We start from the raw sequence: 12,067 nt of genomic DNA on the forward strand, positions 1-12,067 counted from the left end.
TTGAGGTTTTATACGCTCAGCCACCATAAAAAAATCAACCAAGAGAGGACTATTTTTTATTAAATTGAAAAAAAAAACTGACTGATTTTTTTATATGCAGCTTGGTGTAAAAATACAGACAAGGCACAACATATGGTGCCTTATCTGTTTTAGTACTACTAAATATGCTTAAGTAGTGCTTCTGGGTTAGTAAGATTGAGATCTGCACCCCACGACAATGCAATGCTCTTACTTGGAATATAGCCCCACAATGCTGTAACTGATCGCATTTCTGCGGCACGGGCTGCTTGAATGTCTCTTTCTGCGTCCCCAACATATACACAATTACGTGCATCAACCTTTAATTGTGCAGCCGCATGCAATAATGGTTTAGGGGAGGGTTTCGCTTCATCCAAAGTATCCCCACAAACGATCACTTGAATGTGAGCTAACTCTGGTATTTTGGTGAGCAAAGGAAGCGTGAGAAAGGTCGGCTTGTTGGTCATAATTGCAACTGAAATACCTTTGCTTTCTAGCCCCTCAAGCAATGCGTTTACACCATCAAAGCAATGACTATGGACGGCAATATTTTGAGCGTAATGATCTAAGACTTGTTGACGGAGTAACGCTTGGTCAAGCTTCTCTAGCTCTGTGCCAAAGCCCACTTCCAATAACGCTTTAACGCCATTAGAGATTGCAGGGCTGTAGCGTTCCTTAGCTACTTGGGCAAAGCCGTGTAAGCTCAGAGTGTGGTTTAACGCAGCACCTAAATCATCGCAAGTATTGAGTAAGGTACCATCTAAATCAAATATTACGGCTTCGGTCATGCTAGCTTCTCAAAATGAAGAATGTAATTAACACTGACATCATTGGTGAGTGTAAACGTTTGGCCGATTGGGTTGTAATTAATACCAGCGCTTGCGCGTACTTTAAGGCCGTTTAGCTCTGCCCAGCTGATGAGTGTTGAGGGGCGAATAAATTTGTCGTGATCGTGTGTGCCTTCAGGGACTATTTTAAGCAATTTTTCTGCCCCGACGATCGCGAGTAAATAAGCTTTTGTGGTTTTATTCAATGTCGAAAAGAAGACGCTAGCGCCGGGTTTAGCCAATTGTGCCACGGCTTTGATGATTGACTCTGGATCTGGCACATGCTCAAGCATCTCCATACAAGTTACAACATCAAATTTTTCAGGGTTTTGCTCTGCAAATGCTTCTGCCGGTACTTTTTGATAATCGACGCTAACACCGGCTTCTAGACTATGTAGTTTCGCGACATTTAGCGGTTCTTGCCCCATATCGATACCAGTTGCATTTGCTCCGAGCTTGGCCATGCTTTCTGTTAGTATGCCGCCGCCACAGCCTACATCGAGTACTGATTTACCAAATAAACCTTGGCTTTTATCATTAATAAAGTCTAATCGTAGCGGGTTTATTTCGTGTAATGGCTTAAACTCACCTTGGGTATCCCACCATTGTTGAGCGATCTCTTCAAATTTAGCTATTTCTTGTGGATCTACATTTTGATGTTCGGTCATAAAAAACTTCCTCGTTAATCTGAGCGCATTATAAGCTCGGTCAGATTAAAATCACTAAAATCTTGCGCCTGTAAATTATTAAAAAGTGTGTTAGCATAGCTATTCAGAAATTAATAATAACTCAATCTCTTTGTCATACTTAGTCTGACTAGTTTGACATAAAAGAGGTAGACACTGAAGGAAAGTGGAATCGAATGACTGATCTCGCCAATGAAATCCTGCCAGTCAATATAGAAGATGAACTCAAAAATTCATACCTTGATTACGCAATGAGTGTAATAGTAGGGCGTGCATTACCTGACGTACGTGATGGCTTAAAGCCTGTTCACCGTCGTGTATTGTTCGCTATGAACGAGTTGAAAAATGACTGGAATAAGCCTTACAAAAAATCGGCTCGTGTAGTCGGTGATGTGATCGGTAAATATCACCCACACGGTGATAGCGCAGTATACGATACGATAGTTCGTATGGCGCAACCATTTTCTCTGCGTTATATGTTGGTTGATGGCCAAGGTAACTTCGGTTCTGTAGATGGTGATTCAGCCGCTGCGATGCGTTACACCGAAGTACGTATGGCAAAAATATCCCATGAGTTATTGGCTGATTTAGAAAAAGAAACGGTTGATTATGTTCCTAATTATGATGGAACAGAGCAAATCCCAGACGTGTTACCAACAAAAGTGCCAAGCTTGCTAGTGAATGGCTCTTCAGGTATTGCGGTTGGTATGGCAACGAATATCCCGCCGCATAACTTAACAGAGGTTATTAATGGGTGTCTGGCACTTATTCAAAACCCAGATTTAACCATTGAAGAGTTGATCGACTATATTCCAGGTCCAGATTTTCCAACTGCTGCCATTATTAATGGTAAGAAGGGTATTGAGCAGGCGTATAAGACTGGCCGAGGCAAGATATATGTTCGAGCGCGCGCAGAAGTTGAAGTTGATGAGAAGACTAACAAAGAAACGATCATCGTTCATGAGTTGCCTTATCAAGTTAACAAAGCACGTTTGATTGAAAAGATTGCTGAGCTTGTAAAAGATAAAAAAGTTGAAGGTATCAGCGCGCTACGTGATGAATCTGACAAAGACGGCATGCGTATCGTCATTGAAGTCAAGCGTGGTGAAGTTGGTGAAGTAATACTTAATAACCTTTACTCGCAAACACAGTTGCAAACTGTATTTGGTATGAACATGGTCGCGTTGGATAACAACCAGCCTAAATGTTTCAACCTCAAAGAAATGCTAGATGCATTCATTATTCACCGCCGTGAAGTCGTTACCCGCCGTACCGTTTTCGATTTAAGAAAAGCGAGAGACAGAGCGCATACGCTTGAAGGTCTTGCGATTGCATTGGCGAATATTGACCCGATCATTGAGTTAATTAGAAAATCACCAAGCCCATCTGAAGCGAAACAAGCACTTGTTGCACGCCCTTGGGAGTTAGGTACTGTTAAGTCTATGCTTGAAAAAGCAGGTGAAGACAATGTAGCACGCCCTGATTGGTTAGAAGCTGAGCTAGGTATTCGCGATGGTCAGTACTACTTATCAGAACAGCAAGCTCAAGCTATTCTTGACTTACGTTTACATAAGCTTACTGGCTTAGAACATGAAAAAATCTTAGCTGAATACCAAGAGTTATTAGAGGTTATTGCTGAGTTACTCTTCATTTTGTCATCGCCTGAACGTTTAATGGAAGTGATCCGTGATGAGTTAGTTGAAATAAAAGAGACTTATGGAGACGAACGTCGTACTGAGATCAGTGCTGCCGCTCACGATATTAGCCTTGAAGATTTGATCAACGAAGAAGATGTTGTTGTGACGTTATCTCACGAAGGGTATGTAAAATATCAGCCATTGTCTGACTACGAAGCACAGCGTCGTGGTGGTAAAGGCAAAGCAGCAACTAAGATGAAAGATGAAGATTTCATCGAACGACTCTTGGTTGCGAATACGCACGACACCATTTTATGTTTCTCTACAGCGGGACGCATGTATTGGCTGAAAGTGTATCAGTTACCGCTTGCTTCACGTACAGCACGTGGTAAGCCAATCGTGAACCTGTTGCCGCTAGAAGCGGATGAACGAATTACTACGATATTGCCTGTTCGTGAATACGAAGAAGATAAATATGTATTGATGGCGACAGCTAATGGTACAGTTAAGAAAACACCATTGACTGCCTATAGTCGTCAACGTGCAAGCGGGATCATCGCGATCAACTTAAACGAAGGTGATAACCTAATCGGTGCCGATATCACAGATGGTAGTAATGACATCATGCTATTTACCGATCACGGTAAAGTTGTTCGATTCAATGAAAAACTACGCGACTCTGAAACAGGTGAAGTTAAAATTGACCCTGAAACAGGCGAAGAAATGTTAGCGTTACGTCCTATGGGCCGCACAGCAACTGGTGTTCGTGGCATAAAAATGCCAGATGATGTGAAAGTTGTATCGTTAATCGTACCAAAAAATGATGGTGCAATATTGACGGTGACGGAAAACGGGTATGGTAAACGTACACCACTTGAAGAATACCCCGCTAAGAGCCGAGCGACACAAGGTGTTGTATCTATAAAGGTTAGTGACCGTAACGGAAGCGTTGTTGGTGCTGTTCAGGTTGAAGATAACAACGAAATCATGTTAATTTCTAACCGCGGTACGCTTGTACGTACTCGAGTGAGTGAAGTGTCTACGGTAGGTCGAAATACCCAAGGGGTCATTTTGATCAGAACAATTGAAGATGAGCAGGTAGTGGGTTTACAGCGCATTGAAGAAATTGAAGTGGATGACTTGCCCGAAGGTGAGGATGGTAATGCAGACGTTGCAGAGAATGCTGACGTAGAGCAAAACACGCAAGTGAACGACGATTCACCGAGTGAATAAAGTAAACTAAAAAGCGGCTGTGGCCGCTTTTTTTATCTGTAAATTATTGTTGTTTAGGAATGAGGAAAATGACGGTATATAACTTTTGTGCAGGGCCAGCAATGCTGCCCCCTGAAGTAATGAAAAAAGCACAAGCAGAGTTTTTAAACTGGCAAGGCTTGGGTGTGTCTGTGATGGAAGTAAGCCATCGCGCGAAACCTTTTTTGGCGATGGTAGAAGAGTGCGAAGCATCTTTACGTCGTTTAATGAATATCTCAGACGACTTTGAAGTTTTATTTATGCATGGTGGGGGACGAGGTCAGTTTGCGGCTGTGCCTTTAAACTTACATCAAAATGATGCGCCAGGTTTCTATATTGAAAATGGTATATGGTCAAGTGGCGCTACCAAAGAGGGAGCTAAATTTACCGACGTAGCATCGTTGAACATTCGTTGTGATGATCACAGTACATTTGATATTCAGCCTGTAAATGACTGGCAGCTACCAGAAAAAGCGTCATTTATTCATTATTGTCCAAATGAGACAATCGATGGTATTGAAATATTTGACGTGCCAAAACACCAAAGTGCACCTATTGTCGCCGATATGTCTTCAATGATTTTATCACGTGAAGTTAATGTTGACGAGTTTGACCTGATTTATGCCGGCGCGCAAAAGAACATAGGGCCGTCGGGTTTATGTATCGTTATTGTGCGCAAAACATTACTTGAAAGAGACGGGCGACCTCGTCCTGCCATACTTGATTATGCAATTGAAGCTAAGCAAGGCAGTATGTACAACACACCTCCGACGTTTGCATGGTATTTAGCGGCTGAAGTATTTTCATACTTAGAAGCCCAAGGTGGCGTGCCAGCTATGGAAGCGCATAATAAAGAAAAAGCAGCACTTTTATATAACTATATCGATAGTTCAGATTTTTATAGTAATAAAGTTGCTGCGCATTGTCGTTCGTTGATGAATGTACCCTTTTGGTTACAGGATGATGACTTAAATGCTGCGTTTCTTACCCAAGCAGAAGCTGCTGGGCTAGTTGCTTTAGAAGGGCACCGGTTTGTCGGTGGAATGAGAGCAAGTATTTATAATGCTATGCCAATTGAAGGGATTAAGGCACTTATTACATTTATGGATAAGTTTGCAAAGGAGCATAGCTAATGGAGCAACTTACCTTAAAACCGATTTCAAAAGTATCCGGTTCAGTCACATTACCAGGCTCTAAAAGTTTATCTAATCGTATTCTGTTATTGGCAGCATTGTCGAAAGGAACGACAGAGGTTCACAACTTACTTGATAGTGATGATATTCGCTATATGTTAGGCGCATTAGAGCAAATGGGCGTGACGGTTAATTTAAATGCAGATAAAACAGTCGCAACGGTCGAAGGGTGCGCAGGGCAATTAAAAACGCCAAAAGAAGCACTATTTTTAGGTAACGCAGGCACTGCTTATAGGCCCTTAACGGCTGTTTTAGCCGCAACTGCAGGTCAATTTAAGTTGATTGGCGAACCACGTATGGAAGAGCGACCTATTGGTCATTTAGTCGATGCTATGGCCAAGTTAGGCGCAGACATTCGTTACTTAAAAAATGCTGACTACCCACCGCTATTAATTGAAGGCAAACCGTTAAGAGGTGGCCAGGTTGAAATTGACGGCAGTATTTCTAGTCAGTTTTTAACCGCATTACTGATGGCGGCACCACTTTTTACAGGCGATACTCATATCCGTATTAAAGGTGATTTGGTATCTAAACCGTATATTGATATTACGATCGGTGTGATGGCCCAGTTTGGTATTGAAGTGGTTAATGATAATTATCAAACATTTATTGTTAAGGGTCAGCAAGTATATCAATCCCCAAGCCGGATCATGGTGGAGGGAGATGCGTCTTCAGCGTCTTACTTTATCGCAGCAGCCGCTATTTCAGGTGGCGAAATAGAGATTAACGGTGTCGGTAAAAAAAGCGTACAAGGCGACATTGGATTTGCCAATGTGATGGAGCAAGTGGGCGCTAAGATTGATTGGTACGATGAAAAACTGGTGGTCAGTAAAGGTGAGTTAAAAGGCGTTGATATTGACGCCAACGCGATCCCTGATGCAGCGATGACGCTCGCAACCGTAGCTTTATTCGCTAAAGGGCCGACGGCTATTCGTAATATCTACAATTGGCGAGTCAAAGAAACTGACCGTTTAGCGGCTATGGCGACTGAGTTACGAAAAGTGGGAGCTAAAGTGATAGAAGGGCACGACTTTATCGAAATTACGCCGCCGTCAACTATTAATTTGACGGATATTGACACCTATAATGATCATCGTATAGCGATGTGCTTTGCTATGGTTGCTGTAGGCGGTCATGAGGTGATCATAAATGACCCAGGCTGTACTGCAAAAACATTCCCCACGTTTTTTAATGTTTTAGAGTCAATAACTACCCACTAATACTTACCGTATAATTGTAATAGAGCCTCAATAGTATGGCTCTATTCTTTTCTAACTTAGTACCTATTTAACAAAAAGTTACAGGTAAGTAAGGATATATTCATAAAACTTGCGTATAATGCACGCGGTTAATTTAAGGTGGGCATTTCAGGAGGTTTTAAATGCAGGCATCGATGCCAGTTATCACCGTAGACGGCCCAAGTGGTTCAGGCAAAGGAACCGTTTGTCGCTTGTTAGCTGAAAAATTAAATTGGGATGTATTAGACAGCGGTGCGATTTATCGTGTTCTTTCTCTCGCTGCGTTACATCATCAAATCGCACTAGACAATGAAGAAGCACTCGTGCCATTGGCGGCCAATTTAGACGTACAATTTTTAATTGATCCTGTTACTAAAAACGGCAGAGTCATTCTTGAAGGAGAAGATGTAACAACCACTATTCGTAATGAAGACGTAGGCGCTGCTGCTTCAAAAGTAGCTGCACTACCTCGAGTGAGAGAGGCATTGTTACGCAGGCAACGCGCATTTAGAACTGAAGCGGGCTTAATTGCAGATGGAAGGGATATGGGAACGGTTATTTTCCCAGAGGCCGAAATCAAATTGTATTTAACCGCCAGTGCTGAAGAGCGCGCGAACCGTCGATTCTTAGAGTTGAATGGTCGAGGACTAGATGTTACACTAAGTGGTCTGCTAGAGGACATTAAAGCCCGTGACGATCGCGATATGAATCGCGCAGTTGCGCCTTTGGTCCCAGCAAGTGACGCGATAACGATTGACACAAGTGAACTAAATGCTGAGCAAGTATTTGCTACTGTTGTGGAAATCCTAGAAGAAGCGGTACGCACCGGCAAACTAGAAAAGTCGCGTTTAACCTAATTTATTAATGCATTGGCAGGAAGCTGATGTTTATTTAACTACCCCATGCAGCATGGTTGCTAATTGGAATATACTTTATGAGACGTATTTAGTATGTCAGAAAATTTTGCGCAGTTATTTGAAGAAAGCCTAAAAGGTTTTGAAGCAGAGCAAGGCTCTATCGTTAAAGGTACAGTAATTTCAATCGAGAACAACATCGTTCTTGTTGATGCTGGTCTTAAATCAGAAAGTGCTATCCCTGCTGAGCAATTCAAAAATGCTGCTGGTGAACTAGAAGTTGCTGTTGGCGACGAAGTAGATGTAGCGCTAGACGCAATTGAAGACGGTTTCGGTGAAACTATCCTTTCTCGTGAGAAAGCGAAGCGTCACGAAGCTTGGATCCGTCTTGAAAAAGCATGTGAAGAGCAAGAGACTGTTGTTGGTATGATCAACGGCAAAGTTAAAGGCGGTTTCACTGTTGAAGTTGACACAATTCGTGCGTTCCTACCTGGTTCACTTGTTGATGTTCGTCCAGTACGTGACACAGCACACCTTGAAGGTAAAGAGCTTGAGTTTAAAGTAATTAAGCTTGATCAAAAGCGCAACAACGTTGTTGTTTCACGTCGTGCAGTTATCGAATCAGAAAACTCACAAGAGCGTGAAGAGCTTCTTGCTAACCTTGTTGAAGGTCAAGAAGTTAAAGGTATCGTTAAGAACCTTACAGACTACGGTGCGTTCGTTGACCTTGGTGGTGTAGATGGTCTACTACACATCACTGACATGGCGTGGAAGCGTGTTAAGCACCCTTCAGAAATCGTCAATGTTGGCGACGAAATCGCAGTTAAAGTTCTTAAGTTCGACAAAGAGAAGACTCGTGTTTCTCTAGGTCTTAAGCAACTTGGCGAAGATCCATGGGCAGCTATCGCTGGTCGTTACCCAGAAGGTGCTAAGCTTTCTGGTCGTGTAACTAACCTTACTGACTACGGTTGTTTCGTAGAAATCGAAGAAGGTGTTGAAGGTCTAGTACACGTTTCTGAAATGGATTGGACTAACAAGAACATCCACCCTTCAAAGGTTGTTAGCCTAGGCGACAGCGTTGAAGTTATGGTTCTTGAAATTGACGAAGAACGTCGTCGTATTTCTCTAGGTCTTAAGCAGTGTATTGCTAACCCTTGGCAAGAGTTTGCTCGTCTTCAAAACAAAGGCGACCAAGTTACTGGTAAGATCAAGTCTATCACTGACTTCGGTATCTTCATCGGTCTTGACGGCGGCATTGACGGTCTTGTTCACCTTTCTGATATCTCTTGGAACACTCCAGGTGAAGAAGCGGTACGTGAGTACAAGAAAGGCGACGAAATCACAGCAATCGTATTGCAAGTTGACCCAGAGCGTGAGCGTATCTCTCTTGGCGTTAAGCAAATCGAAGCTGACCCATTCAATAACTACCTAGACGTAAACAAAAAAGGTGCTATTGTTAAGGGTAAAGTGACTGAAGTTGACGCGAAAGGCGCAACGGTTGAGCTTATCGAAGGTGTTGAAGGTTACATCCGTGTAGCTGACATCGCTCAAGAGCGTATCGAAGATGCAACTACTGTTGTTTCTGCTGGTGACGAAATTGAAGCTAAATATGTAGGTGTTGATCGTAAGAACCGTACTATCAGCCTTTCAGTTAAAGCTATGTTCGAAGCTGAAGAGAAAGAAGTTCTTGAGAAGTTGAAGAAAGAAGAGCCTGCGTTTGAAAACGCAATGGCAGCAGCTTTCAAAAACGCTCAAAAAGACTAATATTTAAGTCTTATCAGGAAGGGCGCTTTAGCCCTTTCTTTTTATATTAAAGGAAACACTATGACAAAGTCAGAATTGATAGAACAACTTGCCGAGCAACACGCACATGTTCCTGTAAAAGATGTGGAAAATGCTGTGAAAGAAATTCTTGAACAAATGGCAGGTTCATTATCATGCTCAGATCGCATTGAGATCCGTGGGTTTGGTAGTTTCTCATTGCACTTCCGTTCACCTCGTACTGGTCGTAATCCAAAAACTGGTGATACGGTAGAATTAGATGGAAAGTATGTACCTCACTTTAAACCTGGTAAGGAATTACGTGATCGCGTAAACGCCAGTATAGCTGACTAATATACCTGTACATTGACGGAGTAGCACTTGGTAAAGGTAGTAAAAAAAGGATTCGTTTTAGCACTAATATTATTAGCGTTTGTAATTGGCACACAAAACCCTGAAGTGGTTAACGTTAATTATTTAATTGCTACTAGCGAGATACCTTTAGCAACATTGATGAGTATTTGCTTTCTTATAGGTGTACTTGTTGGCTGTATTGTAAGTGTAAAAGTGTTCTCTCAATTAAAATGGCAAAACTATCGCCTTAGAAAGACTAACCGTCAATTATCGCCAGATACTGAACGCTGACCATGATTGAGCTGTTATTTTTACTGCTTCCTGTGGCAGCTGCATACGGCTATGTGATGGGGAAAAATAGCGCTAAAAATCAAGCCCATGAACAAAGTCGCCAAATAACTTCTCAATATAGCAAAGGACTGAAGTTTCTACTAGATAGAGAAGAAGATCAGGGCTTAGAACACCTAATACAACTTCTCGAAGTATCTGCTGACTCAGTCGAACATTACCTCACTTTAGCCACCTTATTTCGTAAACGTGGTGAATTAGACCGCGCCATAAAAATTCATGAATTACTTCTCAATCAACCAACTCTAAGCGATGTAAATACCGAGTCTTGTCGTTTAGAGCTTGCTAAGGATTATATTCTGGCTGGATTATTAGACAGTGCAGAAGAACACTTAATCGTGTTAGTGAAAAGCGCGAATAAAGATTCACTAGACCCCATTATTAACTTGTATTCCCAAATGCGTGAGTGGCATAAGGGGATAAGTATGTATGAAGCACATAGTGACCTATTTACTAAGCCTCAGCATTGCGCAGCAGTGGCAAATTTCTACTGCGAGGCAGCATTGGCAGATAAAACGCCTAAGCTCATGGAAAAAACATCGGCATTAGAACATAAAACAATTCGCCCGTTGTATGAGTTAGGAAAAGATGCTTTTGAACAACAGGACTATGTAAAAGCAATTTATTACTGGCGCAAGTTAGTAAGCAGCTTTACGCATACTGCGCCGATATATATTGCCCAATTGGAAGAGAGTTACACACAGTTAAACTTAACAGAGCAGTTCAACGAGTTAATCATCGAATTACTTCCAAAAGGGGGAGTATTAATTCGAATTAAGCACTGTCAAGCATTGCTCACTAAAGGGGAGCAACAACAAGCAATTGATTTTTTAACCGATAGCCTTAAGCGAGAGCCTTCAATACGTGGCTTTAGCTTTTTATTACAATTGTTGGGTAATAGCAATAATAGAATTCACGCGGTGCTTGCAGAAGTTGATAAGCTGGTGCAATCATATATTGCTACAAAGCCAGAGTATCAATGCAGGCATTGTGGTTTTACAAGTCATACGCTTTATTGGATTTGTCCGTCGTGCAAACACTGGGAATCTATCGCACCAAGTAAAGGATTAGACGGTTATTAATATGTGTTTATCACAGAGTAAACACGCCTTTAAAAATGCTATTTCTGAAAATTAGGTCAACCTTAGGAATATTATGTCCCAAATAGATTCAAAGAAAGTGCTAATCGCACTAGATTACGATAATGAACAAGCAGCATTAAATTTTGTGAAACAGCTGTCACCAGATCAGTGTCGCTTAAAAGTAGGCAAAGAAATGTTCACTTATTTTGGTCCTCAATTTGTTAAGCAATTGGTTGATTTAGGATTCGATGTTTTTCTTGACCTAAAATTCCACGATATTCCAAATACAGTCGCTAAAGCAGTAACTGCTGCCGCAGAGCTTGGGGTGTGGATGGTAAATGTTCATGCCAGTGGTGGCCTAGAAATGATGCAAAAAGCTAAGCAAGCTTTAGCAAATTATGGTGAAAAAGCCCCATTGCTGATAGCCGTTACTGTATTGACCAGTATGGATCAAGCGCAGTTACTTCGCCTAGGGATTGAAAAAACACCACAAGATCAAGTGGTATACTTAGCGAAATTATCTCAAGAAGCGGGACTAGACGGAGTTGTATGTTCGGCGCAAGAAGCTAAAACGTTAAAAGCCGAATTAGGTAATAATTTTAAGCTTATTACACCGGGAATAAGGCCTGTTGGTGCTGATGCGTGCGATCAAAAACGTATCATGACACCACAAAAAGCCATTGATGCGGGCAGTGACTATCTAGTAATTGGTCGACCAATTACCCAATCAGATGATCCAGTTAAAACACTCGCTGAGATAAACGCATCAATTGCATGATTAAAATTAAAAGCAGTATATAGCTTAATGCCGATCAGAT

Annotated in this window: 11 protein-coding genes; 9 read left to right on the forward strand and 2 right to left on the reverse strand. The window is 41.8% G+C overall.

What is annotated here, in order from left to right; genetic code table 11:
- Positions 1-158: 158 nt before the first annotated feature.
- Together CWC18_RS10745 and ubiG are read right to left on the reverse strand one after the other, a co-directional pair.
- Positions 159-806: an HAD family hydrolase gene (locus tag CWC18_RS10745; protein ID WP_138675241.1), complete on the reverse strand. Its 648-nt coding sequence runs from the start codon at positions 804-806 to the stop codon at positions 159-161.
- Entirely contained in the window at positions 803-1,513 is a 711-nt protein-coding gene (gene ubiG, locus CWC18_RS10750; protein WP_138592250.1) for a bifunctional 2-polyprenyl-6-hydroxyphenol methylase/3-demethylubiquinol 3-O-methyltransferase UbiG, read from the reverse strand. The genes CWC18_RS10745 and ubiG overlap by 4 nt, the downstream gene beginning before the upstream one ends.
- Positions 1,514-1,707: 194 nt before the next feature.
- Here ubiG and gyrA point away from each other — a divergent pair, with 194 nt between their 5' ends.
- The 9 genes from gyrA (at position 1,708) to pyrF (ending at position 12,027) form a co-directional block, all read left to right on the forward strand.
- Entirely contained in the window at positions 1,708-4,401 is a 2,694-nt protein-coding gene (gene gyrA / locus CWC18_RS10755) for a DNA gyrase subunit A (RefSeq protein WP_138592249.1), read from the forward strand.
- Positions 4,402-4,469: 68 nt separating this feature from the next.
- The gene (gene serC, locus CWC18_RS10760) at positions 4,470-5,552 is read left to right on the forward strand and encodes a 3-phosphoserine/phosphohydroxythreonine transaminase (RefSeq protein ID WP_138675242.1); all 1,083 of its coding nucleotides are present in this window, start codon (positions 4,470-4,472) and stop codon (positions 5,550-5,552) included.
- Positions 5,552-6,832: a 3-phosphoshikimate 1-carboxyvinyltransferase gene (gene aroA / locus CWC18_RS10765; protein ID WP_138675243.1), complete on the forward strand. Its 1,281-nt coding sequence runs from the start codon at positions 5,552-5,554 to the stop codon at positions 6,830-6,832. The genes serC and aroA overlap by 1 nt, the downstream gene beginning before the upstream one ends.
- Before the next feature lie 161 nt (positions 6,833-6,993).
- Positions 6,994-7,707: a (d)CMP kinase gene (gene cmk, locus CWC18_RS10770; protein WP_138592246.1), complete on the forward strand. Its 714-nt coding sequence runs from the start codon at positions 6,994-6,996 to the stop codon at positions 7,705-7,707.
- Between the two features lie 93 nt (positions 7,708-7,800).
- On the forward strand, positions 7,801-9,468 hold the full coding sequence (gene rpsA, locus CWC18_RS10775; RefSeq protein ID WP_138675244.1) for a 30S ribosomal protein S1: 1,668 nt from the start codon (positions 7,801-7,803) through the stop codon (positions 9,466-9,468).
- A gap of 60 nt (positions 9,469-9,528) precedes the next feature.
- Positions 9,529-9,819, forward strand: coding sequence for an integration host factor subunit beta (gene ihfB / locus CWC18_RS10780; protein ID WP_010362991.1), 291 nt, complete (start codon positions 9,529-9,531; stop codon positions 9,817-9,819).
- Between the two features lie 27 nt (positions 9,820-9,846).
- Entirely contained in the window at positions 9,847-10,110 is a 264-nt protein-coding gene (locus tag CWC18_RS10785; protein ID WP_138592244.1) for a lipopolysaccharide assembly protein LapA domain-containing protein, read from the forward strand.
- Positions 10,111-10,112: 2 nt separating this feature from the next.
- The gene (locus CWC18_RS10790; protein WP_138675245.1) at positions 10,113-11,249 is read left to right on the forward strand and encodes a lipopolysaccharide assembly protein LapB; all 1,137 of its coding nucleotides are present in this window, start codon (positions 10,113-10,115) and stop codon (positions 11,247-11,249) included.
- Positions 11,250-11,322: 73 nt separating this feature from the next.
- Positions 11,323-12,027, forward strand: a complete 705-nt coding sequence (pyrF, locus tag CWC18_RS10795) for an orotidine-5'-phosphate decarboxylase (protein WP_138592242.1) — start codon at positions 11,323-11,325, stop codon at positions 12,025-12,027.
- Positions 12,028-12,067 lie beyond the last annotated feature (40 nt).

Origin of the sequence: Pseudoalteromonas aurantia (assembly GCF_005886875.1) — a bacterium.
Taxonomy (GTDB): domain Bacteria; phylum Pseudomonadota; class Gammaproteobacteria; order Enterobacterales; family Alteromonadaceae; genus Pseudoalteromonas; species Pseudoalteromonas aurantia_A.

Excerpts from the sequence above, each read along its gene's own strand:
- gyrA (WP_138592249.1), top strand. The coding sequence starts at position 1,708 with ATGACTGATCTCGCCAATGAAATCCTGCCAGTCAATATAGAAGATGAA.
- ubiG (WP_138592250.1), bottom strand. The coding sequence starts at position 1,513 with ATGACCGAACATCAAAATGTAGATCCACAAGAAATAGCTAAATTTGAA.
- CWC18_RS10745 (WP_138675241.1), bottom strand. The coding sequence starts at position 806 with ATGACCGAAGCCGTAATATTTGATTTAGATGGTACCTTACTCAATACT.
- rpsA (WP_138675244.1), top strand. The coding sequence starts at position 7,801 with ATGTCAGAAAATTTTGCGCAGTTATTTGAAGAAAGCCTAAAAGGTTTT.
- ihfB (WP_010362991.1), top strand. The coding sequence starts at position 9,529 with ATGACAAAGTCAGAATTGATAGAACAACTTGCCGAGCAACACGCACAT.
- serC (WP_138675242.1), top strand. The coding sequence starts at position 4,470 with ATGACGGTATATAACTTTTGTGCAGGGCCAGCAATGCTGCCCCCTGAA.
- cmk (WP_138592246.1), top strand. The coding sequence starts at position 6,994 with ATGCAGGCATCGATGCCAGTTATCACCGTAGACGGCCCAAGTGGTTCA.
- CWC18_RS10790 (WP_138675245.1), top strand. The coding sequence starts at position 10,113 with ATGATTGAGCTGTTATTTTTACTGCTTCCTGTGGCAGCTGCATACGGC.
- aroA (WP_138675243.1), top strand. The coding sequence starts at position 5,552 with ATGGAGCAACTTACCTTAAAACCGATTTCAAAAGTATCCGGTTCAGTC.
- pyrF (WP_138592242.1), top strand. The coding sequence starts at position 11,323 with ATGTCCCAAATAGATTCAAAGAAAGTGCTAATCGCACTAGATTACGAT.